27 protein-coding genes are annotated in these 26293 nt (G+C 70.7%); 13 read left to right on the top strand and 14 right to left on the bottom strand.

Annotated features, from left to right (window positions below; genetic code table 11):
* Positions 1-54: 54 nt before the first annotated feature.
* The 4 genes from AB5J56_RS16680 to AB5J56_RS16665 all read right to left on the bottom strand — a co-directional run bounded on the left by AB5J56_RS16680 (position 55) and on the right by AB5J56_RS16665 (position 6486).
* On the bottom strand, positions 55-2223 hold the full coding sequence (locus tag AB5J56_RS16680) for a SpoIIE family protein phosphatase (RefSeq protein WP_369233524.1): 2169 nt from the start codon (positions 2221-2223) through the stop codon (positions 55-57).
* A 367-nt stretch (positions 2224-2590) separates the two neighbouring features.
* The gene (locus AB5J56_RS16675; RefSeq protein WP_369233523.1) at positions 2591-3283 is read right to left on the bottom strand and encodes a DUF402 domain-containing protein; all 693 of its coding nucleotides are present in this window, start codon (positions 3281-3283) and stop codon (positions 2591-2593) included.
* Between the two features lie 73 nt (positions 3284-3356).
* Positions 3357-4742 (bottom strand): class II fumarate hydratase, encoded by a 1386-nt coding sequence (locus tag AB5J56_RS16670; protein WP_369233522.1) that lies wholly within the window; start codon positions 4740-4742, stop codon positions 3357-3359.
* A 76-nt stretch (positions 4743-4818) separates the two neighbouring features.
* Complete coding sequence (locus AB5J56_RS16665; RefSeq protein WP_369233521.1) at positions 4819-6486, bottom strand: fumarate hydratase; 1668 nt, start codon at positions 6484-6486, stop codon at positions 4819-4821.
* Positions 6487-6765: 279 nt separating this feature from the next.
* On the opposite strand from AB5J56_RS16665, the gene AB5J56_RS16660 reads away from it, so the two are divergent.
* Positions 6766-7413 (top strand): DUF1707 domain-containing protein, encoded by a 648-nt coding sequence (locus tag AB5J56_RS16660; protein WP_369242583.1) that lies wholly within the window; start codon positions 6766-6768, stop codon positions 7411-7413.
* A gap of 232 nt (positions 7414-7645) precedes the next feature.
* Positions 7646-8023: a WhiB family transcriptional regulator gene (locus AB5J56_RS16655; protein WP_369233520.1), complete on the top strand. Its 378-nt coding sequence runs from the start codon at positions 7646-7648 to the stop codon at positions 8021-8023.
* 115 nt (positions 8024-8138) lie between these two features.
* Here AB5J56_RS16655 and glpX read toward each other — a convergent pair whose 3' ends face one another.
* Positions 8139-9173 carry a class II fructose-bisphosphatase gene (gene glpX / locus AB5J56_RS16650; protein WP_369233519.1) on the bottom strand — a complete coding sequence of 345 codons (1035 nt, stop codon included), beginning with the start codon at positions 9171-9173 and terminating at the stop codon, positions 8139-8141.
* Positions 9174-9299: 126 nt separating this feature from the next.
* Between glpX and AB5J56_RS16645 the strand changes: the two genes are divergently transcribed.
* Positions 9300-9836 carry a DUF4245 domain-containing protein gene (locus AB5J56_RS16645; RefSeq protein ID WP_369233518.1) on the top strand — a complete coding sequence of 179 codons (537 nt, stop codon included), beginning with the start codon at positions 9300-9302 and terminating at the stop codon, positions 9834-9836.
* An 80-nt stretch (positions 9837-9916) separates the two neighbouring features.
* Here the strand turns inward: AB5J56_RS16645 and AB5J56_RS16640 are convergent, their stop codons facing one another.
* From AB5J56_RS16640 to AB5J56_RS16625, 4 genes are all read right to left on the bottom strand, one after another.
* Positions 9917-10507 (bottom strand): malonic semialdehyde reductase, encoded by a 591-nt coding sequence (locus AB5J56_RS16640; protein ID WP_369233517.1) that lies wholly within the window; start codon positions 10505-10507, stop codon positions 9917-9919.
* A gap of 263 nt (positions 10508-10770) precedes the next feature.
* The gene (locus AB5J56_RS16635; RefSeq protein ID WP_369233516.1) at positions 10771-11004 is read right to left on the bottom strand and encodes an exodeoxyribonuclease VII small subunit; all 234 of its coding nucleotides are present in this window, start codon (positions 11002-11004) and stop codon (positions 10771-10773) included.
* Positions 11005-11013: 9 nt separating this feature from the next.
* A complete protein-coding gene (xseA, locus tag AB5J56_RS16630; protein ID WP_369233515.1) occupies positions 11014-12222 on the bottom strand; it encodes an exodeoxyribonuclease VII large subunit in 1209 nt (402 codons plus the stop codon).
* Between the two features lie 72 nt (positions 12223-12294).
* Positions 12295-13680 (bottom strand): APC family permease, encoded by a 1386-nt coding sequence (locus AB5J56_RS16625; RefSeq protein ID WP_369233514.1) that lies wholly within the window; start codon positions 13678-13680, stop codon positions 12295-12297.
* A 118-nt stretch (positions 13681-13798) separates the two neighbouring features.
* Between AB5J56_RS16625 and AB5J56_RS16620 the strand changes: the two genes are divergently transcribed.
* Together AB5J56_RS16620 and ppgK are read left to right on the top strand one after the other, a co-directional pair.
* A complete protein-coding gene (locus AB5J56_RS16620; protein WP_369233513.1) occupies positions 13799-14815 on the top strand; it encodes a 4-hydroxy-3-methylbut-2-enyl diphosphate reductase in 1017 nt (338 codons plus the stop codon).
* A 29-nt stretch (positions 14816-14844) separates the two neighbouring features.
* The gene (gene ppgK, locus AB5J56_RS16615; protein ID WP_369233512.1) at positions 14845-15591 is read left to right on the top strand and encodes a polyphosphate--glucose phosphotransferase; all 747 of its coding nucleotides are present in this window, start codon (positions 14845-14847) and stop codon (positions 15589-15591) included.
* 27 nt (positions 15592-15618) lie between these two features.
* Here ppgK and AB5J56_RS16610 read toward each other — a convergent pair whose 3' ends face one another.
* Positions 15619-16041, bottom strand: a complete 423-nt coding sequence (locus tag AB5J56_RS16610; RefSeq protein WP_369233511.1) for a DUF6542 domain-containing protein — start codon at positions 16039-16041, stop codon at positions 15619-15621.
* Between the two features lie 361 nt (positions 16042-16402).
* On the opposite strand from AB5J56_RS16610, the gene ychF reads away from it, so the two are divergent.
* On the top strand, positions 16403-17491 hold the full coding sequence (gene ychF, locus AB5J56_RS16605) for a redox-regulated ATPase YchF (protein ID WP_369233510.1): 1089 nt from the start codon (positions 16403-16405) through the stop codon (positions 17489-17491).
* Between the two features lie 68 nt (positions 17492-17559).
* Here the strand turns inward: ychF and AB5J56_RS16600 are convergent, their stop codons facing one another.
* Positions 17560-18057, bottom strand: a complete 498-nt coding sequence (locus tag AB5J56_RS16600) for a hypothetical protein (protein WP_369233509.1) — start codon at positions 18055-18057, stop codon at positions 17560-17562.
* Positions 18054-18620 carry an RNA polymerase sigma factor gene (locus tag AB5J56_RS16595; protein ID WP_369233508.1) on the bottom strand — a complete coding sequence of 189 codons (567 nt, stop codon included), beginning with the start codon at positions 18618-18620 and terminating at the stop codon, positions 18054-18056. Before AB5J56_RS16595 ends, AB5J56_RS16600 begins: the two co-directional genes overlap by 4 nt.
* Positions 18621-18966: 346 nt before the next feature.
* On the opposite strand from AB5J56_RS16595, the gene AB5J56_RS16590 reads away from it, so the two are divergent.
* The gene (locus tag AB5J56_RS16590; protein ID WP_369233507.1) at positions 18967-19503 is read left to right on the top strand and encodes an RNA polymerase sigma factor; all 537 of its coding nucleotides are present in this window, start codon (positions 18967-18969) and stop codon (positions 19501-19503) included.
* A gap of 57 nt (positions 19504-19560) precedes the next feature.
* On the opposite strand, the gene AB5J56_RS16585 is transcribed toward AB5J56_RS16590, so the two are convergent.
* A complete protein-coding gene (locus tag AB5J56_RS16585) occupies positions 19561-20064 on the bottom strand; it encodes a hypothetical protein (protein WP_369233506.1) in 504 nt (167 codons plus the stop codon).
* A 321-nt stretch (positions 20065-20385) separates the two neighbouring features.
* On the opposite strand from AB5J56_RS16585, the gene AB5J56_RS16580 reads away from it, so the two are divergent.
* A complete protein-coding gene (locus AB5J56_RS16580; RefSeq protein WP_369233505.1) occupies positions 20386-21273 on the top strand; it encodes an alpha/beta fold hydrolase in 888 nt (295 codons plus the stop codon).
* A gap of 16 nt (positions 21274-21289) precedes the next feature.
* On the opposite strand, the gene AB5J56_RS16575 is transcribed toward AB5J56_RS16580, so the two are convergent.
* Positions 21290-22396 carry a threonine synthase gene (locus AB5J56_RS16575; RefSeq protein WP_369233504.1) on the bottom strand — a complete coding sequence of 369 codons (1107 nt, stop codon included), beginning with the start codon at positions 22394-22396 and terminating at the stop codon, positions 21290-21292.
* Positions 22397-22605: 209 nt separating this feature from the next.
* Between AB5J56_RS16575 and AB5J56_RS16570 the strand changes: the two genes are divergently transcribed.
* The 5 genes from AB5J56_RS16570 (at position 22606) to AB5J56_RS16550 (ending at position 26243) form a co-directional block, all read left to right on the top strand.
* Entirely contained in the window at positions 22606-23835 is a 1230-nt protein-coding gene (locus AB5J56_RS16570; protein WP_369233503.1) for a DUF4190 domain-containing protein, read from the top strand.
* Between the two features lie 147 nt (positions 23836-23982).
* Positions 23983-24735, top strand: a complete 753-nt coding sequence (locus AB5J56_RS16565) for a GntR family transcriptional regulator (RefSeq protein ID WP_369233502.1) — start codon at positions 23983-23985, stop codon at positions 24733-24735.
* A gap of 230 nt (positions 24736-24965) precedes the next feature.
* Positions 24966-25157 (top strand): SPOR domain-containing protein, encoded by a 192-nt coding sequence (locus AB5J56_RS16560; RefSeq protein WP_369233501.1) that lies wholly within the window; start codon positions 24966-24968, stop codon positions 25155-25157.
* A 68-nt stretch (positions 25158-25225) separates the two neighbouring features.
* Positions 25226-25621 (top strand): (deoxy)nucleoside triphosphate pyrophosphohydrolase, encoded by a 396-nt coding sequence (locus AB5J56_RS16555; protein WP_369233500.1) that lies wholly within the window; start codon positions 25226-25228, stop codon positions 25619-25621.
* Between the two features lie 190 nt (positions 25622-25811).
* Positions 25812-26243 (top strand): ATP-binding protein, encoded by a 432-nt coding sequence (locus AB5J56_RS16550; RefSeq protein ID WP_369233499.1) that lies wholly within the window; start codon positions 25812-25814, stop codon positions 26241-26243.
* The last annotated feature ends 50 nt before the right edge of the window (positions 26244-26293 follow it).

Below are 26293 nucleotides of genomic sequence, written 5' to 3'. Positions count from 1 at the left end.
AGGGCGCCCGGTACTTCACCGGGCGCCCTCTTCACGTTCGTACGTCCGCTGTTCCTAGGGGCGGTTCAGCTCGAACCAGACGACCTTCCCCGTGCTCAGCCGCGTCGCGCCCCACCGTCTGGCCAGTTTGTTCACCAGGTACAGCCCGCGTCCGCCCTCGTCCGTGGCGCGCGCCTGGCGCAGCCGCGGCAGCTGCGGGACGTCGTCGCCGACCTCGCAGCGCAGTACGTCGGTACGGAGCAGGCGCAGGGTGACCGGCCGCGACGCGTAGCGCACCGCGTTGGTCACGACCTCGCTGATGAGCAGCTCCACGGAGTCGCTCATCTCCTCGAGTCCCCAGCGGGACAGCGCCCGGCGGGCCAGTTTCCGGGCCCGGCCGGGGGCCGCGTCCTCCGGTTCCAGGAACCAGTACGCGACGTCGCTCGGCGCGATGCCGTCGAAGCGGGCGGCGAGCAGCGCGATGTCGTCGTCCCGGTCGCCCGGGCCGAGCATGTCGAGCACCTCGTCGCACAGCGCTTCGAGCGGCGGCGGATGGTCGGGTCCGGTCAGCTGCGCGGTGGCGGCGAGCTTCTCGCGCAGCTGCTCTATCCCGGTCCAGACGTCCCGCAGCCGGGACTCGACCAGACCGTCGGTGTAGAGCAGCAGGGTGGCTCCGGCGGGCGCGTCCAGTTCCACGGCCTCGAAGTCGACGCCCCCGACACCGATCGGCGCACCCGGCGGCACCCGCAGCACTTCCGCACGGCCGCCCAGGTGCAGCAGGACCGGTGGCGGATGGCCGGCGTTGGCGATGGTGATGCGGTGCGAGACCGGGTCGTAGACGGCGTACAGGCAGGTCGCCATGCGGTCGGTGCCCAGGCGCTGGGCCTGCTCGTCGAGGTGGTGCAGCACCTCCTGCGGCGGCAGGTCGAGCCCGGCGAGCGTCTGCGCCGTGGTGCGCAGCTGACCCATGATCGCGGCCGAGGTCATGGAGTGCCCCATGACGTCGCCGACGACGAGGGCGACGCGGCTGCCGGGCAGCGGGATCGCGTCGTACCAGTCGCCGCCCACCCGGGCGGTCTCGGCGGCCGGGAGGTAGCGCGAGGCGAGCCGTACGCCGGTCGGGCGCGGCAGGGTCTCGGGCAGCATCGTGCGCTGCAGCTCGTCGGCGATGTACGCCTCGCGGCCGTACAGCACCGCCTTGTCGATGCCGAGCGCGCTGTGCGTGGCGAGCTGGGCGGCGACCAGCAGGTCGTCGGTCTCGAACGCCAGCCGTTCCGGGCGGCGCAGGAAGAGCGCCGCGCCGATCACCCGGCGGCGGCCGCGCAGCGGCGCCAGGATCGCGCGCTGGCCGTCCGGCACCGACAGCTCGTCGCCGAGCAGCTCGGGCAGCGCGGCCCGGGCGCCGGGCGCGTCCGCGAACACCGGCCGTACACCGCGCAGCACCTCGGCGAGTGCCCCGCCGGGCCGCACCTCGCACAGCTCGGCGGTGAGCGCCGACAGCTCGGAGTGCTCGGGCTGGACCTGGAGCGCGGGCATGAAGCCGCCCTCCGTGTCCCGCTCCTCGGGGATGCGGTCGGTGCGCCGCAGCCGCAGCACGACGGGCCCGGTGGGCCGTTCGTCGCCGACGGGCAGCGGGTCGCGCAGATAGACGAGGATCGCGTCCGAGAATGTCGGCACGGTCGCGCGGCACAGGCCCATCACGATCTCGTCGAGGTCGATGCCGCGGGCGATCCGCCGGGTCGCGGCGCCCACGAAGCGCAGCCGGTCCCCGTCGCGTCGCATCGGCATCGGGCCGCCGGGCGGCAGCCCCTGGCCGGTGCGCCGGTCCCTGCCGCTGTTGCCGCCCGTGCCGCCGGGCGACACGGGCGGCCGCTCCGGCTCGGAGCCCTGCTGGATCGGGATGCTCTCCGGAGCGGGGCGCGGGCGGTGCGGGTCGGGCTCGGTCGCCGAGGGCTGGGAGTGTTCCGCGGCGGGGGCGGGGGCGGGAGCGGGTGTGGGCGCGCCGGTGTCGGAGGCGCGCTTGCCGCAGGGCGTGGTGGTGCCGGGGGCGCCCGGGGCGTCGCCGGTACGGGCCTGGGGCGCCGGGGCGTCCCCGGCGCGTGCCTGCTGGGGTAACGCGGCTGCCCCCGGGATCTGCGACGGCTGTTCCGGGGTACGCAGGAGCGCCCCGCGGGGGTCCGCGGGGGCGGCGGGTCGGCCGGCGCCGGGCTGAGGGCGCTCGTGCGCTGTGGGGTGCTCCGTCACGCGTGTCGAATCCGTCCGTCAGGGGCTGCGCGCCTGGCGCACAGTTCGTCCCGCAGCCCCGATACCCGGAATGTGTGCCCCAGGAACGGAATCTGCGCCTCGGCACTTACGCGGCCGGCTCTCGGCGGCGCGGATGCCGTCCTCGGACCGGACACCGGATCGGCGGTCGGACCGGACACCGGCGCGGGCCGGTGCGGCCCGCCCGGCCGTGTGCGGGCCGTGCCGCCGCGGCCCTCGTACCCCTCGCTCACGTCCTGCCGCCCCTCGGTGACATCTGGTCAAGCTCAGCGCATGCTGCGGGAGTTGCTCCTGTGCGCCCTTGCGGAGGACGATCCTACGGTTCTCCCACGGGGGCGCATCAAGGGTCTCATGAGGACACGTGCGCGGGCGTACGGTCCCAGTCGTCCGGCAGGGACGGTACAGGCCAGGCGGGATCCGGGCGCCAGTGCTGCCAGCCGTCCGAGAACGGCGGGCCCCAGGCGCGGATCACCTCCACGGCCGACTGCCCCGCTTCCCTTACCCGCCGGGCCAGTTGAGTATCCATCAGTCCGGCCCGCTGTGCCTGCGCGAACTCGTCCTCGTCGAGCCAGCGCCAACTGCGGTCGGGGGCCACGGCGATGTCGAGGAAGTGGTCCTCGGAGTCGACGCCGCCGTCCCAACGCGCGCGCGGCGCCTCAAGGTTCACGTACCAGTTCTTGAAACGCCAGCCCGGCTCCCAGAACAGCCACACCGACCACGGTTCGCCGGGCCGCGCCAACTTCAGTACGCCGGTGCCGAACCAGCGGTCCCGCTGCACGGTGCGAGCCTTCGTGTAGCGGGACTCCAGCGGTTCTCCGTGCACGGGTGTACCGTCGGCGAGCACCGGCTTCACGCACTCGGTGCCGGGCGCCATCCAGACCGCGAGCAGTTCCTCGTCGTCCTGCACGACGGTCACGGGACGGCAGATGTGGACGCGCTCGCCGGCGTTCTCCCGGTACCGCCACAGGATGTGACTTCCGGGGGCCCAGTACGCCGCCGACCCGCCCGCTTCCACTCGACTCACCGCTCCACCGTCTGTCATGGCCAGATATTAGGTGCCCCGGGCATACGACGCTGCGGTGCGCGTCACGGTTGCCGCCCGGGGACGAATGACGTTACGGGTGCGTCATCCGCAGGACATCAAGGGCCTCGTCGAGCTGGAGTGCGGTGAGGTCGCCGCGCTCCACGTACCCGCCCTCCAGGACGACTTGGCGGATCGTCTTCCGCTCGGCGAGCGCCTTCTTGGCGACCTTGGCGGCCTCCTCGTACCCGATGTACTTGTTGAGCGGCGTGACGACGGAGGGCGACGACTCGGCGTACTCGCGCGCCCGTTCGCGGTGCGCGACGATCCCGTCGACGGTCCGGTCGGCGAGCAGCCGCGAGACGTTGGTGAGGAGCCGGATGGATTCGAGGACGTTCTTGGCGATGACCGGCAGCATCACGTTGAGCTCGAAGTTCCCGGCGGCTCCGGCGGCGGCGACGGTCGCGTCGTTGCCGGTCACCTGGGCGGCGACCATCAGCACGGCTTCCGGGATGACGGGGTTGACCTTGCCGGGCATGATCGAGGAGCCGGGCTGAAGGTCGGGAAGGCTGATCTCGGCCAGCCCGGTCCGCGGTCCCGAGGCCATCCACCGCAGATCGTTGGCGATCTTGGTCAGCCCGACCCCGATGGTCCGCAGCTGCCCGCTCGTCTCCACGATCCCGTCCCGGGCGCCCTGTGCCTCGAAGTGGTCGCGCGCCTCGGTGAGCGGCAGCCCGGTGGCCCGGGCGACCTCCGCGATGACGGCCGCGGAGAACCCGACCGGGGTGTTGATCCCGGTCCCCACCGCGGTCCCCCCGAGCGGCAGTTCGGCCAGCCGCGGCAGCGAGGCGGTCAGCCGCTCCACCCCGTACCGCACCTGCGCCGCGTACCCGCCGAACTCCTGCCCGAGCGTCACCGGCGTGGCGTCCATCAGATGCGTACGCCCGGACTTGACGACGTCCGCGAACTCCGCCGACTTCCGCTCCAGCGCGGCCGCGAGATGCTCCAGCGCGGGAATCAGGTCCCGGGTGACGGCCGCGGTGGCCGCGATGTGAATGCTGGACGGGAACACGTCGTTGCTCGACTGCGAGGCGTTCACATGGTCATTGGGGTGCACGTCCCTGCCGAGCCGCTCGGTGGCGAGCGTGGCGATGACCTCGTTGGTGTTCATGTTCGACGAGGTCCCGGACCCGGTCTGGAACACGTCCACGGGAAACTCCGCGTCCCACCGCCCCTCGGCCACCTCCGCCGCCGCCTCCTGCACGGCCTCGGCGACGTCCTCGCCGAGCACCCCCAGCTCGGCGTTCACCTTCGCGGCAGCCCCCTTGATCCGCGCCAGCGCCTCGATGTGCGCGCGCTCCAGGTGCTGCCCGGAGATCGGAAAGTTCTCGACAGCACGCTGGGTCTGGGCCCGCCACTTGGCGTCGGCGGGGACACGGACCTCGCCCATGGAGTCGTGCTCGATGCGGTAGTCGGTCATAACGGATACAGCACACCCCCGAGCTGATCTATTTCAACCCGGGGGTGCGCCGACAACGCGGGCGGAGCAGTGGTGACTAGGCCAGGCCGGGGCCTCGTACCGGAATGTGCGTGAACGTCGGCTCCGGCGCAGGGTTCTGGAAGAAGTCGTTGCCCTTGTCGTCGACGACGACGAACGCCGGGAAGTCCTCGACCTCGATCTTCCAGACCGCCTCCATGCCGAGCTCCTCGTACTCGACGACCTCGACCTTCTTGATGCAGTCCTGGGCGAGGCGGGCGGCGGGGCCGCCGATGGAGCCGAGGTAGAAGCCGCCGTGGGCGTCGCACGCGTCGGTCACCTGCTTGCTGCGGTTGCCCTTGGCCAGCATCACCTTGGAGCCGCCCGCCGCCTGGAACTGCTCGACGTAGGAGTCCATGCGCCCGGCGGTGGTCGGGCCGAAGGAACCGGACGCGTACCCCTCGGGCGTCTTCGCCGGGCCCGCGTAGTACACCGGGTGGTCCTTCAGGTACTGCGGCATCTCCTCGCCCGCGTCGAGCCGCTCCTTGATCTTGGCGTGCGCGATGTCGCGGGCCACTACGAGCGGGCCGTTCAGCGACAGCCGGGTCTTGACCGGGTACTTGGTCAGCTCGGCGAGGATCGACTCCATCGGCTGGTTCAGGTCGATCCTGACGACGTCGCTCGCCTCGTCGAGGTGCTCGTCCGTGGTCTCCGGCAGGAAGCGCGCCGGGTCCGTCTCCAGCTGCTCCAGGAAGACGCCCTCGGCGGTGATCTTCGCGACGGCCTGGCGGTCGGCGGAGCAGGACACGGCGATCGCGACGGGGCAGGACGCGCCGTGGCGGGGGAGGCGGACGACCCGTACGTCGTGGCAGAAGTACTTGCCGCCGAACTGCGCGCCGATGCCGATCTTCTGCGTCAGCTCGAAGACCTTCTGTTCGAGGTCCTTGTCCCGGAAGCCGTGGCCCAGCTCGGAGCCCTCGGCCGGGATCTCGTCCAGGTAGTGCGCGGAGGCGTACTTCGCGGTCTTGAGCGCGTACTCGGCGCTCGTGCCGCCGACGACGATCGCCAGGTGGTACGGCGGACAGGCGGCCGTGCCCAGCGAGCGGATCTTCTCCTCCAAGAACTTCATCATGGAGCCCTCGTTGAGGACCGCCTTCGTCTCCTGGTAGAGGAAGGACTTGTTGGCGGAGCCGCCGCCCTTGGCCATGAAGAGGAACTTGTAGGCGCCGCCGTCGGTCGCGTACAGCTCGATCTGCGCCGGCAGGTTCGAGCCGGTGTTCCTCTCGTCCCACATGGTCAGCGGGGCCATCTGCGAATAGCGCAGGTTCAGGTTCTGGTACGCGTCGTAGATACCGCGCGACAGGGCCTTCTCGTCCTCACCTTCGGTGAGGACGTGCTGTCCGCGCTTGCCCATGACGATCGCCGTGCCGGTGTCCTGGCACATGGGGAGCACGCCCGCCGCCGCGATGTTCGCGTTCTTCAGCAGGTCGAGGGCCACGAACTTGTCGTTGTTCGACGCCTCGGGGTCGTCGATGATGCGCCGCAGCTGCGCGAGGTGCGCGGGGCGCAGGTAGTGCTGGATGTCGTGGATGGCCTCCGCGGCGAGCTTGCGCAGCGCCTCCGGCTCGACCTTGAGGAACGTGCGCCCGTCGGCCTCGAAGGTGGAGACACCCTCGGAGGTCACCAGCCGGTAAGGGGTGGTGTCCTCTCCCTGGGGGAGCAGATCGGTGTACGCGAACTCAGGCATCTCGCCCATTCCTCACTCGACAGAGACAGCGGCTGGCAGTCATTGGCAGCGCTCACCAGCGTAGAACCTGCGGGGGAGGGCGAGCTTGTGAGGTAAGGCTCAGTTCGCCGTGCAGGGGCCCGCGGTTTCGTCCTCCACAGTTGTCCACACCCCTAGTCGCGATCTATCGCGTTTGGGTACGCTGCTGCCGTGGACCTTCACAAGAGCCCCGCCCCGACCGACAGCCGCCCCGACCCGTCGGCCGCAGGCAGGCCCGTCGCGCCCGCCGAACCCGCCGAGCTGCGCTGCTCCGACGCCGACCGCGACCGCATCGCGGACATCCTGCGTGACGCTCTCGCCGAGGGCCGGCTCACCGCGGAGGAGCACTCCGAGCGGGTCGAGGGCGTGCTGGCCGCCAAGACCGTGGGCGAGCTGGAGCCGTTCGTACGGGATCTGCCCGCCGCCCACACCGGCCGCGCGACCCCCGAGTACGGGGCCGTGCCCAACCGCCCCACCCCGGGCGCGATCCCCGTCGAGGCCGACGAGAACGTGGTGGCGGTGTTCAGCACGGCGATGCGCAAGGGCCGCTGGCGTGCCGGCCGCCGCATCCACGCGTACGCCGTGTTCGGCAGCGTCGAGATAGACCTCAGCGAGGCGATCTTCGAGTACCAGCAGGTCGTCATCAAGGCGATCTCGGTCTTCGGCAACGTCGAGGTGCGCGTCCCGGAGAACGTCTCGCTGCGCGGCAGCGGCGGCGGTGTCCTCGGCAACTTCGAGGTGGACACGCTGGACTCGGGCGACCCCGAGGCACCTGTGGTGTACGTGGACGGACTGGCCGTCCTCGGCAACGTCGAGGCGAAGCCCAAGCGGGGCAAGCTCGTCGCGGACATCCTCGACCGTGTCGCGGACCGCGTGGACCGGAGTTTGCGCAAGCACCTGGACCGTTGACGCTTGTGAATCCGGACGGCGTCGGGAAGATGTCCGGGCGACAACCGGAGTGCGCGCTGCCGCCTCAGGCCCGGTCCAACGGGCCCGGATTCGAATGAGTCGCTCCGCTCTTCGGAACTCAGTGCATAGGCGCGCGCACAGCGGGTAGGCCTTGCTGCATCGTCTCTTGGAGGGCGCTGTGGGAATTCCACCGCGCCCGGCACGCTCGCTAAGCCGTCGTCAGGAGTAGACCGTGCTGCAACCGCCGCATCAGTCCCTGCAGGTAGCTGCCGTTCCGGCCCAGCGGGCGCCAGTGCGGGACAGGGATCAGGAAGCGCCATGGCACACGGAGGCCGTGTGCCGACGCGACGAGGCCGGCCTGTTCTTCGCCCCTTCGAAGGAGCCCACCGCGGCCCGCCTCTCCCGCGAGGAGGCGGCGAAGCGGGTCTGTGCCCGCTGCCCGGTGATGGTCGAGTGCCGCGAACACGCGCTGCTGCAACCCGAGCCGTACGGAGTGTGGGGCGGTCTCACCGCCGCCGAGCGCCGCGTCGTGCTCGCCCGTCGGCGCCGCCGCGACCTGGAGCTGCAGAAGGCCGCCCGCACCACCGGCCAGATAGCAGCGGCCGGATAGTCCGTACACGAGTGGGGCGCCCCCTCCGCACAGGGGGCGCCCCACTCGCGTACGACCACGGCCTCGAACCCGGCCGCGACCGTGCCTACTTGTTCCGTGCGTACTTGGTCCGTGCCTACTTGGCGCGGTCGAAGTCGATCGCGCTGTACGCGCGCAGCTTGCTCAGCCGGTGCTCCGAGGTGATCTGGCGCACCGTGCCCGACTTGGAGCGCATCACGATCGAGTCGGTCGTGGCGGTCTCGGCGCGGTAGCGCACCCCGCGCAGCAGCTCGCCGTCCGTGATGCCGGTCGCGACGAAGAACACGTTCTCGCCGGAGACCAGGTCGTCCGTGTAGAGCACGCGGTCGAGGTCGTGGCCCGCGTCGATCGCGTGCTGGCGCTCCGCGTCGTCCTTGGGCCACAGCTTGCCCTGGATGGTTCCGCCCAGACACTTCACGGCGCAGGCCGAGATGATGCCCTCGGGCGTACCGCCGATGCCGAGCAGCAGGTCGATGCCCGTGCCCTCGCGCAGCGCCAGGATGGAACCCGCGACGTCGCCGTCGGAGATCAGCTTGATACGGGCGCCGGTCTCGCGGATCTCCTTGATGATCCCCTCGTGGCGCGGCCGGTCGAGGATGACGACCGTGACGTCCTCGGGCGAGGACTTCTTGGCCTTGGCGACCCTGCGGATGTTCACCGCGACGGGCGCGTTGATGTCGACGAAGTCCGCGGCCTCCGGGCCGGTGACCAGCTTGTCCATGTAGAAGACGGCGGACGGGTCGAACATGGTGCCGCGGTCGGCGGCCGCGAGCACGGCGATCGCGTTCGTCATGCCCTTCGCGGTGAGCGTGGTGCCGTCGATCGGGTCGACGGCGATGTCGCACTCGGCACCGGTCCCGTCACCGACGCGCTCTCCGTTGAAGAGCATCGGGGCCTCGTCCTTCTCACCCTCACCGATGACGACGACGCCGTTCATCGAGACGGTGGAGACGAGGGTCCGCATGGCCCGTACGGCGGCGCCGTCGGCGCCGTTCTTGTCCCCGCGGCCCACCCAGCGGCCCGCGGCCATGGCGGCGGCCTCGGTGACGCGGACGAGTTCCAGGGCGAGGTTGCGGTCGGGGGCCTCGGGGGAGACCTCAAGTTCGGACGGCAGCTGATGATGCTCGGTCATCGAGACGCACCTTTCTGATACGACGACGGCCGGATGAGGGTGATGCCCCGACTCTATCGTTAGGCAGACAAAATGAGCAGGGGGCCCCACGGATGAGCGGGCCACTGCACCTGCGACGATAGGGGCGTGGCAGGTACGAAAGGCAAGCAGAGCGTCCGGAACATGATTCTCTCCCTGGGCGTGATCACGCTCATGGCGAGCGTCATCTACCTCTTCATTCCGCACGGTGAGGGCGGGACGCCCGACGTCAAGCGTGTCGACTACCGCGTCGAACTGCTCACGGCGCGCCGCGCGGCTCCCTATCCCGTGGCGGCACCCGAGGGCCTGCCCAAGACGTGGAAGGCGACCTCGGTGCGGTATGACGGCTCCGCGTTCGACGCGTGGCACCTGGGCTTCCATGCTCCCGACGGCGAGTACGTCGCGATAGAGCAGTCCACGCAGAAGCCGGCCGTGTTCATCGACACGGCCAGCGGGGGCGCCAGGGAGACGAAGGCCACCGAGCGGATCGGCGACCGGACGTGGCAGCGCTACGAGGGCGGCCGGTACGACGCCCTCGTCCTGAAGGCCAAGGGCTCGACCACGGTGGTGGCGGGCACGGGCTCGTTCGCGCAGCTGGCGAAGATGGCGCAGTCGCTGAAGGCGGAGTCCACGAAGACGACGTGACACCTCGCGCACGCCCGTAAAGACGAGGAGGGCCCCCGGCGCGATGCCGGGGGCCCTCCTCGTGCGTGTAGGCGGGTGACTCAGACCGTGGTGACGACCTGGTCGAAGTCCAGGCGCGGGGAGCGCGGGAACCAGGCGTCCTCGCCCGGCTTGCCGATGTTGATGACCATCAGCGGGGTGTGGTCGCCGTCCAGGAACTCCTTCTGGACGCCGGCGAAGTCGAGGCCGGTCATCGGGCCGGCGGCGAGGCCGGCGGCGCGGACGCCGATGATGAAGTACGCGGCCTGGAGCGCGGCGTTCAGGGCGGCGGCACCCTCACGGGCCGGGCGCTCGGCGAAGAACATGTCCTTGGCCTGCGGGAAGTGCGGGAAGAGCGCCGGGAGCTCCTCGTGGAACTCGTTGTCCGCGGAGAGGATCGCGACCAGCGGGGCGGTGGCCGTCTTCGGCTGGTTGCCCTCGGCCATGTGCTGGACCAGGCGCTCGCGGGCCTCGGCCGAGCGGACCAGGGTGATGCGCAGCGGGGACTGGTTGAAGGCCGTCGGGCCGTACTTGACCAGGTCGTAGATCGCCTGCACCTGCTCCTCGGTCACCGGCTCGTCGGTGAACGTGTTCGCGGTGCGGGCCTCGCGGAAGAGCAGGTCCTGGGCGGCGGGGTCAAGAACGAGAGACATGAAACAACCTTCTCGGGATGTGCGTCGGATCCGGGGGGATCGGCTGACAACGACGACAGTACGTGAATGAGGTTTAACCTTCAACCAAAAGCGGCCGATGGTGATCCGCTTCACAGACCCGGGGACGGCGAAATTCACAGACCCAGCGACGGCGAAACGTCAGGGACCGAGGAACGGCGAAACGTCAGGGACCCAGGAATGGCGAAAGAGGCCCCGCAGGGCCCCTTCGCGTCGACGGCGGCGGCTCCGAGGGCCGCTCGGAACTACTCGGAGTCGTCCTCCTCGCCCTCCGGCTCCTCCTCCGCCAGCGCCGCGTCGAGCCGCGCCCGCGCGCCCTCCAGCCAGCGACGGCACACCTTCGCCAGTTCCTCGCCGCGCTCCCAGAGGGCGAGGGACTCCTCGAGGGTCGTGCCGCCCGCCTCCAGCCGGCGTACGACCTCGATCAGCTCGTCCCGCGCCTGCTCGTACCCGAGCGCCTCGTCCACCTTGCTGGTCATCCGCCCACCCTATGCATCTGCTCGTACAGTGAATTCACCCTCGGCGACCCGCGCCCTGAGCGGCTCGTCCGGTGCCACCTCGGCCGGATCCCGGACCACGTGACCGTCGGCCTTCTGGAGCACCGCGTAACCCCGCTGGAGGGTCGCCGCGGGAGAGAGGGCCACCACGCGCGCGTGGGTGTGCGTCAGCTCGGAGTCGGCGCGGTCGAGCAGGTGCCCGAGGGTGCGCCGACCGCGGCCCAGGAGGGACGCGACATGGTCCGCGCGCTCGTCGACCATCCGGTGCGGATCCTCTATCGAGGGGCGGGCCAGCGCGTGCGCGAGACCGCGCTCCTCGCGGTCGATGAAGGCCCCGACGCTCCGCCGCGCCCGGTCCCGCAGGAACCGCACCCGCTCGAACTCCTCGCCGACGTCCGGCACGACCTTCTTGGCGGCGTCGGTCGGCGTGGACGCCCGCAGGTCCGCCACATGGTCGAGCAGCGGGTTGTCGGGCTCGTGCCCGATGGCCGACACGACGGGCGTACGGCACGCCGCCACGGCCCGGACGAGCTGCTCGTCGGAGAACGGCAGCAGGTCCTCCACGCTGCCGCCGCCGCGCGCGACGACGATCACGTCGACCTCGTCGAGCGCGTCCAGCTCCTTCACCGCCTGCACGACCTGCGGCACCGCGTGCACACCCTGCACGGCGACGTTGCGCACCTCGAAGCGGACTGCGGGCCAGCGGTGCCGGGCGTTCTCCAGCACGTCCCGCTCGGCCGCGGACGCGCGCCCGCAGACCAGCCCGATGAGCTGCGGCAGGAAGGGCAGCGGCTTCTTGCGCTCGGGCGCGAACAGTCCCTCGGCGGCCAGCGACTTCTTCAACTGCTCCAGCCGGGCGAGCAGTTCACCCACACCCACCGGCTTTATCTCGGCGGCCCGCAGTGACAGCTGCCCCCGCGGCGCATACCACTCCGGCTTCGCGAGGACGACGACCCGGGCGCCCTCGCTCACCACGTCGGCCACCGCGTCGAACACCTGCCGGTAGCAGGTCACGCTCACGGAGATGTCGTACGACGGGTCGCGCAGCGTCAGGAACACGACGCCCGCGCCCGGACGCCGTGACAACTGGGTGATCTGCCCCTCGACCCACACCGCGCCGAGCCGGTCGATCCATCCCCCGATGAGCCGCGACACCTCACCGACGGGCAGCGGGGCGTCCGCGGACGTGTTGAGAGCCATGCGCCGAGCGTAGTGGCCGCCACCGACAGGAGGGGGTCTCGGCCCGTCGGGGGAGTTCGAGGACGAGGCCGTTCAGGCCGAGACGGGGGGTGCCGGTCGCCCCCGCTGGACAACCAGCACCCCCACCCCCACCGCGAACCAGATCGCGCCCACCACCTGGGCCGTGCCCGAGGCCTCCACGATCACGGCGACGGTGATCGCGGCGCCGAGGACCGGGACGAGGACGTGCCGCCACCACACCACCGGCCCACCCCGGCGCCGTACGGCGAACCACCCCACCACGCTCGCGTGCAGCAGCGTGAAGGCCGTCAGCGCGCCGATGTCGACCACCGACACCAGGTGGTCCATGCCGTCGTCGCGCCGCGCCGCCCACACCGCGGCGACCAGCGTGATCACCGCCGCCGTCAGCAGCGCGGCCCGCGGCACCCCGGAGTCGGTCCTCGACAGCGCACGCGGCAGCCGCCGGTCGCGGGCCATCGCGAAGACGAGGCGCCCGGCCGCGGCCTGTCCGGCGAGCGCCGCGAAGGCCGCGCCGATCGCCTTGCTGACGGCCACCAGATCGTGCAGCCAGCCGCCGACGGAGGTGTCCACCGCGTCGTAGAACGCCGACCCCTGCCTGACCGGCTCGGCGGCGAGCCGCGCCGACGACAGCGGCTCCAGAAGGGCGATCAGATACGTCTGGGCCACGAACAGCACACCGGCCAGCGCCAGGCAGAACAGCACCGCCCGCGCCACCTTCTCCGAGCCGCCGGTGACCTCCTCCGCGAACGAGGCGATCGCGTCGAAGCCCAGATACGACAGCACGGCGACCGAGACCGCGGCGATGACCGCCGACAGGGCGAACGCCCCCTGCGAGCCGTCCCCCGACAGGGGCGACAGCCAGCCGCGCTCGGCCCCGTCGCGCGCGAGCACCACGACCGCCGACACGACGAAGACCACCAGGACGACGATCTCCATCGCGAGCACCAGGAAGCCCACCCGAGCGGCCATCCGCACGCCCCACAGGTTCAGCACCGTCGTGACGACCACCGCGAGCGCCGTCCACACCCACCGCGAGACGCCCGGGACCAGGGAGTTCATCGCGATCCCGGAGAAGAGGTACGCCACCGCCGGGATGAGGAGGTAGTCGAGCATCGCCATCCATCCGGCGACGAATCCGGCCTCCCTGCCGAGCGCCACGCGCGCGTAGGCGAACACCGAGCCGGCCTGCGGGACCACACGGACCATCTGCGCGTAGCTGAATGCGGTGAACGCCATGGCCACCGTGGCGACGACGTAGACCAGCGCCACCGCCCCGTGCGACTTGGCGTCCAGCGTCCCGAAAACGCCGACCGGCGCCATCGGCGCGATGAACAGCAGCCCGTAGACGACCAGGTCCCGGAAGCCGAGGCTGCGCCGCAGTCCGCGTTCCGCCCCGGACTCGTCTGCCGTACCGGTGGCGGTCTCCGTCTCGGACATCCATGGCCTCCCGCGCGTCGTCCCTGGCCCCACCTCTCCCCATCCCTCCCCGCTCCTGCCCAGTCTTCCCGCTCTCTCCCGAGGAGGTGATCTTTGACCCGCCGGGCGCGGCCTTACGATGGATCGCATGACTGCTTCGCCTGGCCGCCGTGTCCTGCTCGCCGCCCCCCGTGGCTACTGCGCGGGTGTGGACCGCGCCGTGATCGCCGTCGAGAAAGCCCTGGAGCAGTACGGGGCCCCGATCTATGTCCGCCACGAGATCGTCCACAACAAGTACGTCGTGCAGACCCTGGAGAAGAAGGGCGCCATCTTCGTCGAGCGGACGGAGGAGGTCCCCGAGGGGTCCATCGTGATGTTCTCGGCGCACGGCGTCGCGCCCGTCGTCCACGACGAGGCCGCCGCCGGGAAGCTCGCCACCATCGACGCGACCTGCCCGCTGGTCACCAAGGTCCACAAGGAAGCCGTCCGCTTCGCGAACGAGGACTTCGACATCCTGCTCATCGGCCACGAAGGCCACGAGGAGGTCATCGGCACCTCCGGCGAGGCACCCGACCACATCACGCTGGTCGACGGCCCCGAGGACGTCGCCAAGGTCGAGGTCCGCGACCCCTCCAAGGTCGTCTGGCTCTCCCAGACCACGCTGTCGGTCGACGAGACCATGGAGACGGTCGACGCCCTGAAGGAGAAGTTCCCCCAGCTCATCTCCCCGCCCAGCGACGACATCTGCTACGCCACGCAGAACCGCCAGGTCGCCGTGAAGAAGCTCGCCGAGGACGCCGAGCTGGTCATCGTGGTCGGCTCCAAGAACTCCTCGAACTCGATCCGCATGGTCGAGGTCGCCCTGGACGCGGGCGCCCCCGCCGCCCACCTGGTGGACTTCGCGGCCGAGATCGACGAGGCCTGGCTGGAGGGCGTCACCACGGTCGGCCTGACCTCCGGCGCCTCCGTCCCGGACGTCCTCGTCGACGGCGTACTGGAATGGCTGGCCGAGCGCGGTTACGGCGACGTCGAGACGGTGAAGACGGCCGAGGAGTCCATCACCTTCTCGCTGCCCAAGGAACTCCGCCGCGACCTGCGCGCGGAGGCGGCGGCCCTGGTGGCCGAGCGCACGGGGGCGGCACCCTCCGGAGCGTGACCGTCAGTCCCACGTCGTAACGTGGAGCCATGCAGATCTTCGGTGTGGACATCGGCGGATCCGGGATCAAGGGCGCCCCTGTGGACCTGGACCGCGGCGACCTGGCGGAGGAGCGCTTCAAGGTGCTCACTCCGCACCCGGCGACCCCGGACGCGGTGGCCGACGGCGTGAAGGAGGTCATCGGCCACTTCGGCTGGGCCGGCCCGGTCGGCATCACGTTCCCCGGAGTGGTCACCGGCGGCTCCACCATTCGTACGGCCGCCAACGTCGACAAGGGCTGGATCGACACCGACGCGCGTGCCCTGCTGAGCGAGCGGCTCGGCGGGCTCCCGGTGACGGTGCTCAACGACGCGGACGCGGCGGGCGTGGCCGAGATGCAGTTCGGCGCCGGCCAGGGCCGCAAGGGCACGGTCCTGCTGCTCACCTTCGGCACGGGCATCGGCAGCGCCCTCTTCCTCGACGGCGAGCTGGTCCCCAACACGGAGCTGGGCCACCTGGAGCTGCACGGCCACGACGCGGAGACCCGTGCCTCCACCAAGGCCAAGGACGACCACGAGCTGACCTGGGAGCACTGGGCGCGCCGCGTCACGAAGTATCTCGCCCACGTCGAGATGCTCTTCTCCCCGGAGCTCTTCATCATCGGCGGCGGCGTCAGCCGCAAGTCCCAGAAGTTCCTGCCGCTGATCGAGGGCATCAAGGCGGAGATCGTCCCGGCCCAGCTGCAGAACAACGCGGGGATCGTGGGGGCGGCGATGCGGGCGGCGCGGAAGGCGTAGCCGACGGGTTCGGGGCTGCCGGCGTTCTCAGAGCGGGCGTCGCCGCGGTGGCTCGGCGACCTGCTGCGCCCGGCGCCGGTCCGCCCGGCGGCTCATCAGCCGCACCTTGCGCACGGTCACGAGGAGCCCGGTGACCAGTGTTCCGCCGTACAGCCAGCCGGCCTGCGTGGCGAGCGCGGTGACCAGGCCCATCGCGCGGCCCCCTAGCCCGCCGCCCCCGTCGGCGACGGGCAGCAGCCCGAAGGCGAAGGCGATCGGGACGACGACCGGCGCCGTCACGAGGTCCGCGCGTCGCACCCAGAGGCCGGCCAGCGCGCAGACCGGCAGGAACAGCACCCCGTACGCGGTGAGCGACGCCCCGAACAGCAGCTGGTCGAGGCAGCCGAGCACGAACATCACCGCCCCGCAGAAGAGTCCGCTGCCCAGCCCGGTCAGCCGCGGATTCGGCATCCGCCGCACGGCCTGGACCAGCGGCGGCGCCGACCGCCGGGCAGCCGACGCGCCTCGCCGTACGCCGACGGCCGCCCCTCGCCCGGCCTGCGCCGGAAGAGGCGCGCCGCGTCGGGGTCTTTGCTGAGGGGGTCGCGTCCTGTGTTGCTCCACTGGACCAACTTAGGTCGTTTTATGTGTCGAATAGGCCTTCAGACACGCCGTTGGGCGGACCTTGGTCAACCTTGGCCATGCGTTCGATACCTCGCCGGTGCGGGGCCGCGCACGCCGTAGACTGGGGGATCGGCCCGTACAAGGAACCTGGATCCGGGCCCACGCAGTCCCAGCCCAGCCCTCATCCTCTCGTACGGGAAGTCGCAACGTGTCGCTCACGATCGGAATCGTCGGTCTGCCCAATGTCGGCAAGTCGACCCTGTTCAACGCCCTGACCAAGAACGACGTGCTGGCGGCCAACTATCCGTTCGCCACGATCGAGCCGAACGTCGGCGTGGTCGGCGTCCCCGACGCCCGCCTCACCAAGTTGGCCGAAATCTTCGCCTCGCAGAAGATCCTTCCCGCCACCGTCGACTTCGTCGACATCGCGGGCATCGTGCGCGGCGCCTCCGAGGGCGAGGGCCTGGGCAACAAGTTCCTGGCGAACATCCGCGAGTCCGATGCGATCTGCCAGGTCATCCGCGCCTTCAAGGACGAGAACGTCGTGCACGTCGACGGCAAGGTCTCGCCGAAGGACGACATCGAGACGATCAACACCGAGCTGATCCTCGCCGACCTCCAGACCATCGAGAAGGTCCTGCCGCGCCTCCAGAAGGAGTCGCGCATCAAGAAGGACGTCGTTCCGAAGGTCGCGGCGGTCGAGGCGGCCAAGGAGATCCTGGAGAAGGGCGACACCCTCTTCTCGGTGGGCATCGCCCAGGGCTCCGGCAAGGAAGAACTCCTCCACGACCTGCACCTCCTCACCACCAAGCCGTTCCTCTACGTCTTCAACGTGGACGAGGACGAGCTGACCGACGAGGAGTTCAAGGCCGAGCAGCGCGCCCTGGTCGCCCCCGGCGAGGCGATCTTCCTCAACGCCAAGCTGGAGCAGGACCTCGCCGAGCTCGACGAGGAGGACGCCATGGAGCTGCTGGAGTCCGTCGGCGCCGAGGAGCCGGGCCTCGCCACCCTCGCCCGCGTCGGCTTCAACACCCTCGGCCTCCAGACCTACCTGACGGCCGGCCCCAAGGAATCCCGCGCCTGGACGATCAAGAAGGGCGCCACCGCCCCCGAGGCCGCCGGTGTCATCCACACCGACTTCCAGAAGGGCTTCATCAAGGCCGAGGTCATCTCCTTCGCCGACCTCGTGGAGACCGGTTCGGTCGCCGAGGCCCGCGCCAAGGGCAAGGCCCGCATGGAGGGCAAGGAGTATGTGATGCAGGACGGGGACGTCGTCGAGTTCCGGTTCAACGTCTGAGCGAGTCCTACGTGAAGCGGGACCCGTCTGCTTCTCCACGAGGGTGGAGGGGCGGACGGGTCCCGCTTTCACGTGTCCCGGGGCGGTCGGGGGGCGAGGCGGGCGGTGGCTCGTCGGTGGGCGCGGGCGATCATGTGGTGGCCTCGGGTCCGGCCCAGGGGGCGGAGGGCTGTCAGGGCCTGGGCGGGGCGGGGCCGGCGGAGGCCGCCGAGTACGGCGAAGCGGGTCCCGGAGCCCTCCGGGACGGCTGCCATGCCGCCGATCACATAGCGGCTCTGCATGAGGCACCAGCCCGGCTGCAGGACCACGTCGAAGAAGGCGCGATGCCCGAAGGGGCCGTAGGCCCAGGCGTGTTGGCGGGTCTCGGAGGCCGGTGACGTGACGAAGGCCCGCAACGTCGGCACCAGGTGCGGGAGTTCGCCCTCCAGGTCGCTCGCCACCGCCCAGACGTCCGGGTAGGGGATGTCGAGGTGGGCGTCGGCGTACATGACGGCGTTCAGGCCCGCGGCCATGACGCGCAGCCGCCGTACGGGGTCGAGCTCGATGGCCGGCCAGTCGACGTTCATCGCGCCCACGCCTTTCGGAAGCTGTGACGGGCGCGATGCAGCCGCGACTTCACCGTGCCGCAGGAGATGTTGAGGAGTTGGCCCGCCGATCGCTCGTCGAGTCCTTCGAGTTCGCGCAGCACCAGGATCGCGCGGTGCTCGGTCGACATCCGACGCAGTACGTCACGCACATCCGCGGCCACCTCGGGGCTGTGTGACGAGGGGACGTCGTCGAACTCGCCCACCGGGGTCTCGTGTTCGGCGCGCCGCGCCACGCGCACGGCCTCGCGCACGGTGATCGTGCGCACCCATGCGTACAGGGCGCGCGGATCCTTCAGCCTGGGCAGCCCCTGGAAAACCGCGATGAGCGCCTCCTGGACCGCGTCGGAGGTGTCGGTCAGCGCGATCGGGCGGCACAGGCGGCTGACGTACGGCGTCAGCAGGTCCAGCAGGTCGTTGAGGGCCAGGGCGTCACCGGACTGGGCGGCCCGTACGAGCAGGGCCGCCTTGGCCCACGGATCCTCGTCCGCCGGCTGCCGGGCACCCGGCCCGGGTCGCGGAAAGCCTGTGTCGGCTTCGGTCATGCGTGTTCTCCTCCCTCACGGATCGACGCTCCGCACGCATCGGGGGCTGCGTCGGTGGAGCTTCACAGGGACAGAGGGGCGCTCTCGGGCGCGTACTCCCGGGGTTGCGCAACTGGCCGGAACTGACATACGCGCCGGTGCGGAGAAGTGAGGGTCCCGGCCCCGGAGTTCTCCCGGGCAACTGTCTGAATTTCCATATCCGGTGCTAGGGTTGCGCCTGGCGTGTGGGAATTCAATTCGCCGTCGACGGGGGTCGGTTATTCGTGTTCCGGGGTTCTCCTCGCGAAATTGGAAGACATAATTCCGTTTCGGTTCCGCGTACGGTCCCACAGGCGTCGGAGGCGCGGTGACCGGGACGGGCGGAGCGAGCGCGACCAGGTGGGATCCAGAGGTGCTGGCCCGCCTGGTGGAGGGAGCACAGCGCGGCGACGCCCTGGCGATGGACGAACTGCTCGGCATCCTCGCCTCGTACGTCGGCCGGATCTGCGGACCCGTGGCCCTACAGGACGGGGCGGATGCCGCTCAGGACGCGCTCATCGCCGTATTCCGCAACCTGCGCCAGCTGAAGACGCCTGCGGCGCTGCTCGGTTGGGTGCGTTCCATCGCGGTCCGTGAGGCGGTGAAATACGCCAAGCAGCGGCAGCGGCGCAGCACCATACCCGTGGAATGGGAGGACAAGCCCATCGCGGGGGATGTGCAGCTCGCCTCGGACATAGCCGACGCGATGGCGAGACTCGCGCCCGAGCACCGGGTCGTGCTGACCCTGCGGCATGTCGAGGGGCTGAGCGAGCAGGAGGTCGCCGGACTGCTGGCGGTCCCCGTGGGAACGGTCAGGTCCCGGCTCTTCCGGGCCCGACGGTCGTTCCGCGCTGCTTGGGACTGACGTTCGCACCGGGCCGCCTGGGACTGAGGGTCGTTCCGGGTCGCCTGGGGCTGACGGTCACTCAGCCTTGCCCGGGGCCGACCGGGTCTCCAGCCGCTGCTCCAGGCGGTCGAGGATTTCCTCGTGCCGCTGCGCCGATCCTGTGCGGCGCACCCGGTCCAGCGCCTGGCCGCCGGGCAGGCGCAGGCTGCTGAAGAAGGCGAAGCGGCTGCCGCCTGCGTCGGGCATCGCTGCCATGCCGCTGGTCAGGATCTTGCTCTGCATCAGGCACCAGCCGGGGCGCAGCACCACGTCGAAGTGCTCACGGTGGCCGAGGGCGCCGACCGCCCGCCCGGACAGCCGGTCGCCCTCGGACGACGTGATCGTGAAGGAGCGCAGCCCCGGGACGAGATGGGGGAGTTCCTGCTCCAGATCCGAGGCGACGGACCACAGTTCATCGAACGCCGCACCGAAGTGCCGTTCGGCGAAGGTCGGGTGCTTCGTGGCGGCCGCGATGACCTTCAGTCGCCGTACGGGATCGAGTTCGACCGTCGGCCAGCCGCTGTGCGCAGCGTCGGTCATGGCTGGTGCTCCCCCCGTGTGATGTGCGGAGAGATTCGCATCGTTGCCTTGCGCAGTCAAGCGCCGGTCAACGATTTGTGAAGCAAATAGCGGAGCCGCTCGGTAAATTAACGGCAATACTCGTGAACGGAAATACTCATGAACGCCGATACTCATGAAAGGCGATACTCATGAACGGGGAAGGAAACACCGAGCATTCCAGTGGGACGCCCTCACCCCGCCGCGCCCCTTCCGGAGGCGTTCCGGCCAGTCGCGCGGAACCTTTGCGCCGAACGCGTCCTCCTGACAGGCCGACAGACACGTCGAGCCCCAGGAGTTTCCGTGGAGAACCACACGCCGCCCATGCCCGAACTGAAGGCCGTACGGCACGGCTACGTCGAGGTACGAGGGGTGCGGCTGCATGTCGCGGAGGCGGGGGAAGGGAAGCCGGTGATCCTGCTGCACGGGTTCCCCCAGCACTGGTACGGCTGGCGGCGGCTCGTCCCGCTGCTGTCCGGCGAGTACCGGCTGATCTGTGTGGACCAGCGCGGCTTCGGCTGGTCCGAGGCACCGGCCAAGGGCTACGACACCGACAGCAGGGTGGCGGACGTCCTCGCGCTGATGGACGGACTCGGCCTGGACAAGGCCCGGTTGATCGGGCACGACTGGGGCGCCTGGACCGGATTCCACCTGTGCCTGCGGGCCCCCGAGCGGATCACCCACTTCCTGGCCCTGAACATGCTGCACCCCTGGCCGCAGCACCGTCGGCTGATGCCGCAGGCCTGGCGCTTCTGGTACACCGCGCTGCTCGAACAGCCGCTGCTCGGCCGCTGGTTGCTGCGCCACAGGCCCGGCTTGACCCGCTATCTGATGCGCAAGGGCGTGGTCGAGAGGGCGGTGTGGACACCGGCCGCCATGAACGAGTTCGTCCGCTCCAGCCAGGAACCCGCCCGGGCGCGGGCCGGGGAGGCACTGCACCGCGCCTTCGCGCTGCGGGACATCGCCAGGCTGGTGCTGGGCCGCTACAAGAAGCTGCGCCTCACCACGCCGACCGTGATCCTCGCGGGGGAGCGTGACTTCATGCTGCCGCCCGGCGTGCTGTCCGGCGCAGACCGCCACGCGGACGACCTGAGCGTGGAGGTGGTGGCCGGCTGCGGGCACTACCTGCACGAGGAGTGCCCCGACCTGGTGGCGAAGACCGCGCGCGAGCTCTTCTCCCGCGGCGGCTGAACCAGGGGCCGCGCGGCTACGCGCTCGCCAGTCCCGTCTTCAGTCCCGCCCCGCACAGCGGTACGACGGCGCTGCGCTCCCCGAGCGAGCCGTCCCGTACGGCCGCCCAACAGGCAACTCCCGTCGACTCGACGTACAGCCCCTGCGAGGCCAGGTCCCGTTGAGCGTGCCGGATCTGATCCTCCGTCACGGTCAGAAAACCTCCGCCGGACTCCCGCACCGCCCGCAGGATCTGCCGGGCTCGCGGCGGACGCGGGATGGCGATGCCCTCCGCGAAGGTGGGCGCCATGGCCGTGACGCCGACCAGGTCGTCCGCCCCCGCGTCCCAGGCCCGGGCCAGCGGGGCGACGGCGGCGGCCTGGACGGCGTACAGGGCGGGCCGCCGGTCGATGAGCCCCGCCGAGTGCAGCTCGGCGACCGCGAGCGCCGCGCCCAGCAGCAGGGTGCCGTTGCCGACGGGTACGACGATCACGTCGGGGAGCCGTCCACCGAGGTCCTCCCACAGTTCGTGGACATACGTCTTCGTGCCGTGCAGGAAGTACGGGTTGAAGACGTGCGAGGCGTAGAACGTGCCCTCCTCGTCGGCGGCCTCCCGCGCCGCACGCGCTGTCGCCTCACGGTCGCCGTCCACGACATGCGTGCGGGCCCCGTGCGCCTCGATCTGCTCCAGCTTCTTCGGGGACGTGCCGTCGGGGACGTAGACCGTGCAGGGCAGCGTGGCCCGCGCACAGTACGCGGCGATCGCCGTGCCCGCGTTGCCGCTGCTGTCGGCGATCACCCGGCGGGGGCGCAGCCGCAGCGCCAGCTCGGCGAGCAGCACGGCGCCGCGGTCCTTGAACGACAGCGTCGGCATCAGGAAGTCGAGCTTGGCCGAGATGCCGTCCTTGAGCGGGACGAGCGGGGTCCGCCCCTCGCCGAGGCTGACCGTGGGCGAGGCGAGCGGCAGGCACTCCGCGTAACGCCACAGCGAGTTGACCCGTCCGGCCAGGGACTTCAACGGCGCCGGCGTGGGGGCGAAGTCCAGATCGAGCGGGCCCCGGCAGGCCGGGCAGCACCAGGCGAGCGAGCCGGCGGGGACACGGGTGCCGTCGGCAGGACAGAAGCAATCCGGCAAGGGAGTCATGTCCGCAGGGTAGATGCGCCGGTTTCCGCCCGACGCGGTTCCGACCGCGGGTCAGCGACTCTCCTCGACCTCCTCCGTGGCCTCGCGATCCCCAATCGTCCTGTTCGTCACCCGCATACCGCCCCCGCCCGCGCCGCGCTTACGATGCGCCCAGCTGTACCGCATTCGTACGCCCGTTCTGCCCCATCCGGACTAGGAGCAAGGTACCCGTGGCCATACCCCCGCCGCCCGGGCCGCAGCAGCCCGAGGGCTCGTACCCGCCGCAGTACCCGCAGTACCCGCAGTACCCGCAACACCCCCAGGGCGGCGGCCCGTACCAGCAGCCGTACGGCGCGCCGTATGCTCCCTGGGGTCAGGGGTACTCCCCGTTCAACCGGCCCGTGCCCGTCAACGGGCTCGCGATTTCCGCGCTGGTGCTGGGGATCCTGTGCTTCCTGCCCGCCGTCGGGCTGGTCCTCGGGGCGGTCGCGCTCCGGCAGATCAAGAAGCGGGGCGAGCGCGGCAAGGGGATGGCGGTGGGCGGCATGGTGATGTCGTCCGTGGGTGTCGTGCTGCTCGCCGTCGCGTTGGTCACCGGCGGTGCGCGCGATTTCTGGGACGGCTTCCGGGACGCGGCGGACGACTCGCGCGGCAGCGGCGGCACCGCCTTCTCGCTCGACAAGGGCGAGTGCTTCGACGCACCGGGCGACGCCCTGGAGGGCACGGCGTACGACGTCGACTCGGTGCCGTGCAGCGGGCGGCACGACGCCGAGGTGTTCGCTAACTTCAAGATGAGCGGCGGGAGTTACCCCGGCGACAACGCGGTCACCGACGCCGCCGACGACAAGTGCTACGCGCTCCAGGACACCTACGCGATGGACCTGTGGGCCCTCCCGGGCAACGTGGACGTGTACTACTTCACGCCCACCCGGCAGAGCTGGCGCCTCGGCGACCGCGAGGTCACCTGCATGTTCGGCAACACCGACGAGCAGGGCTCGCTCACCGGCTCCCTCCGCAACGACGCCACCCGGCTCGACGCGGATCAGGTCGCCTATCTTCAGGCCGCCCACATCCTCAACTCGGCGATGAACTCGGCTCCCGACGAGGAGTACGTCGACGACGACCTGCCCGGTCACAGGAAGTGGGCCACCCGGATGTCGGACGCGCTCACCCGGCAGACCGGCGCCCTGCGCGGCCACAGCTGGCCGGACGCCGTCGGCGAGCCGATGGCCGCCCTGGTGAAGAACATCGAGCTCGCGCAGGGGGAGTGGGCGAAGGCGGCCGACGCCAAGGACCCCGACGCGTTCTACGCCCACTACGAGAAGGCCATGAAGTACATCGACCCCAGGAACACGGTCACCACGCGCAAGGCTCTGGGCCTCACCACCACCCCGCCCGCCGACGACGGGGACGGTGGAGATCAGGACAGCGGCGGAGGCGACACCGGTATCGAGGTGTGACGGCGTCCATAGCGGGGAGAAAGTGCCTGCGTAAAGCCCCCCGTGGGAATAAGTCATCACTTCGAGTGATTCTCTGGCCTTTGCTTGCATGGCACAACCCTCGGTTGCCAGGCTGTTGCTGTCTGTACAACCTGATGGGAGCGGCCAGTGACTTTCGGTGAGCAGCCGGCGTACCTGCGCGTCGCGGGTGATCTCCGCCAGAAGATCGTCGATGGCTCGTTGCCACCGCACACCCGGCTCCCGTCACAGGCCCGCATCCGCGAGGAGTACGGCGTCTCGGACACGGTCGCCCTGGAGGCGCGCAAGGTCCTGATGGCCGAGGGACTGGTCGAGGGCCGCTCCGGCTCGGGGACGTATGTGCGGGAGCGGCCCGTGCCCCGCCGCGTCGCCCGCTCCGGGTACCGGCCGGACAGCGGGGCCACCCCGTTCCGGCAGGAGCAGGCCGAAGGCGCGGCGCGCGGCACCTGGGAGTCGCACAGCCGGCAGGTCGAGGCGAGCGGCGCCGTCGCCGAGCGACTCGGCGTCCAGCCCGGCGACCGCGTGATGTGCACGCAGTACGTCTACCGGGACGGCGGCGAGGCGATGATGCTCTCCACCTCCTGGGAGCCCCTCACCGTCACGGGCCGTACGCCGGTGATGCTCCCCGAGGAGGGCCCGCTCGGCGGCATGGGCGTGGTCGAGCGCATGGCCGCCATCGACGTGGTCGTGGACAACGTCACGGAGGAGGTCGGCGCCCGCCCCGGCCTCGCCGAGGAGCTCCTCTTGCTGGGCGGCGTACCGGGGCACGTGGTCCTCGTCATCCAGCGGACGTTCTTCGCGTCCGGGCGACCGGTCGAGACGGCCGACGTCGTCGTCCCGGCGGACCGGTACCGGATCGCGTACCACCTGCCGGTGAAGTAGCGCACGCCTCCACGGCGGTTGACCCGGCTCCGGGCCAACCGCCGTACCTTCGCGCGGCGTTGGAATCTGGCCGTTCTCACAGGTCCCGCGTTCTGGCCGGTTGCGTACCTCTTTGTGAAAAGCCGTGTTCGCTGCGTAAAGGTTAGGCGTAGGCTCGGGCATATGCGGATTGCGGTTTCCTTAGCGGGTGGGGCACGGCCAGAGCCGCGGGCGGGAAGTGGAGGGGCGCGATGAACGACGGCACGATCACTCTTCCCTGGCTCGTCATACGGCAGGACGACAACGGCAATCGCTACCGCGTCGGCAGGTACGCGACCAGGGCCGAGGCCCAGAAGATCGCGGACAGCCTCGACGACCGCGGACACAAGCAGCTCTACTGGGTCGAGCGGATCGCCCAGAACGGCAGCGGCGCCGGCAGGTGATCCGCAGCGGTGCGGCCGGGTGGTCCACCGCCTCCGGCGCCCGGTGGCGCTCCCGTAGGCTCCGGCGCATGACCGAACCGATCGTGGTCGTCGCGGCCGCCCTGCTCGACGGCGAACGCCTGCTGGCCGCCCGCCGCAGCGCACCTCCCGAGCTGGCCGGACGCTGGGAGCTGCCGGGCGGCAAGGTCGAGCCCGGCGAGGCCCCCGCAGCCGCCCTCGTGCGCGAGCTGAGGGAGGAGCTGGGTATCGAGGCGGAGCCGGTGGAGCGCGTCCCCGGCGAATGGCCCCTCAAGCCGGGGTACGTCCTGCGGGTGTGGACCGCCCGGCTGCTCACCGGCGACCCGCGGCCCCTGGAGGACCACGACGAACTCCGCTGGCTGACCCCGGACGAGATCTGGGACGTCGACTGGCTCGACCAGGACGTACCGGCGGTGAAGAGTGTGCTGTTGAGTCGAGGCGCGTAGCTGAGCCGTGGCGCGCAGGCGGGTTGGGGTGTGCCGGCGCGTCGGAGTGCGCAGGCGTGGGACGCGTAGGCGCTGCCGTACGCGGGCAGGCGAGGGGATCTCGTACGCCGTTCGTGCCACAGTGCGCCCTCGTGCGCGGTAAGGCCTCCCCTATATCGGGTATGTGCCTATTAACCCCACGAAACCGGACATGGGTGTGCTCCTGGCCTGGGAAGTGATCGGCGTGTTCGACACCGAAGGCAACTGCGCCGAGTGGACTTTTCCCGCGGAGCCCGGTGCCGTCCGCACCGCCCGTGCCGTCGTCCGGGGCCAACTGCGCACCTGGGGCCTCGACTGCGTCGGCGATGTCACCGCGCTGCTGGTCAGCGAGCTGGTGACCAACTCCCTGCGGCACGCCACCGGTCCCATCGGTGTCCGGCTGGTGCGGCCCGCCGGGATGCCGGACACCCTGCTGGTGGAGGTCTCCGATCCGCTGCCCGACCCGCCGTGCGAGCGGGCCGCCCACCCCGACGACGAGAGCGGCCGAGGCCTTCAACTCGTGGCGCGCTCCTCGCTGCGCTGGGGCACCCGGCCCGGAGACACTGGCAAGACGGTCTGGTTCGAGCTGGCCGTGCCGAGCTGACCGAGCGGTTCAAGCCAGTAGGGACAGCCGGAGTCTTTGGTTCGACGGGG

Source organism: Streptomyces sp. R21 (assembly GCF_041051975.1).
GTDB lineage: Bacteria > Actinomycetota > Actinomycetes > Streptomycetales > Streptomycetaceae > Streptomyces.
This window is presented reverse-complemented; position numbering and strand designations above follow the sequence as displayed.

Coding starts and splice junctions, on each gene's coding strand:
- AB5J56_RS16675 (WP_369233523.1), bottom strand. CDS start 3,283: ATGACAGACGGTGGAGCGGTGAGTCGAGTGGAAGCGGGCGGGTCGGCG.
- AB5J56_RS16670 (WP_369233522.1), bottom strand. CDS start 4,742: ATGACCGACTACCGCATCGAGCACGACTCCATGGGCGAGGTCCGTGTC.
- AB5J56_RS16665 (WP_369233521.1), bottom strand. CDS start 6,486: ATGCCTGAGTTCGCGTACACCGATCTGCTCCCCCAGGGAGAGGACACC.
- glpX (WP_369233519.1), bottom strand. CDS start 9,173: ATGACCGAGCATCATCAGCTGCCGTCCGAACTTGAGGTCTCCCCCGAG.
- AB5J56_RS16640 (WP_369233517.1), bottom strand. CDS start 10,507: ATGTCTCTCGTTCTTGACCCCGCCGCCCAGGACCTGCTCTTCCGCGAG.
- AB5J56_RS16635 (WP_369233516.1), bottom strand. CDS start 11,004: ATGACCAGCAAGGTGGACGAGGCGCTCGGGTACGAGCAGGCGCGGGAC.
- xseA (WP_369233515.1), bottom strand. CDS start 12,222: ATGGCTCTCAACACGTCCGCGGACGCCCCGCTGCCCGTCGGTGAGGTG.
- AB5J56_RS16625 (WP_369233514.1), bottom strand. CDS start 13,680: ATGTCCGAGACGGAGACCGCCACCGGTACGGCAGACGAGTCCGGGGCG.
- AB5J56_RS16620 (WP_369233513.1), top strand. CDS start 13,799: ATGGATCGCATGACTGCTTCGCCTGGCCGCCGTGTCCTGCTCGCCGCC.
- ppgK (WP_369233512.1), top strand. CDS start 14,845: ATGCAGATCTTCGGTGTGGACATCGGCGGATCCGGGATCAAGGGCGCC.
- AB5J56_RS16610 (WP_369233511.1), bottom strand. CDS start 16,041: ATGCCGAATCCGCGGCTGACCGGGCTGGGCAGCGGACTCTTCTGCGGG.
- AB5J56_RS16600 (WP_369233509.1), bottom strand. CDS start 18,057: ATGAACGTCGACTGGCCGGCCATCGAGCTCGACCCCGTACGGCGGCTG.
- AB5J56_RS16595 (WP_369233508.1), bottom strand. CDS start 18,620: ATGACCGAAGCCGACACAGGCTTTCCGCGACCCGGGCCGGGTGCCCGG.
- AB5J56_RS16585 (WP_369233506.1), bottom strand. CDS start 20,064: ATGACCGACGCTGCGCACAGCGGCTGGCCGACGGTCGAACTCGATCCC.
- AB5J56_RS16575 (WP_369233504.1), bottom strand. CDS start 22,396: ATGACTCCCTTGCCGGATTGCTTCTGTCCTGCCGACGGCACCCGTGTC.
- AB5J56_RS16560 (WP_369233501.1), top strand. CDS start 24,966: ATGAACGACGGCACGATCACTCTTCCCTGGCTCGTCATACGGCAGGAC.
- AB5J56_RS16555 (WP_369233500.1), top strand. CDS start 25,226: ATGACCGAACCGATCGTGGTCGTCGCGGCCGCCCTGCTCGACGGCGAA.
- AB5J56_RS16550 (WP_369233499.1), top strand. CDS start 25,812: ATGGGTGTGCTCCTGGCCTGGGAAGTGATCGGCGTGTTCGACACCGAA.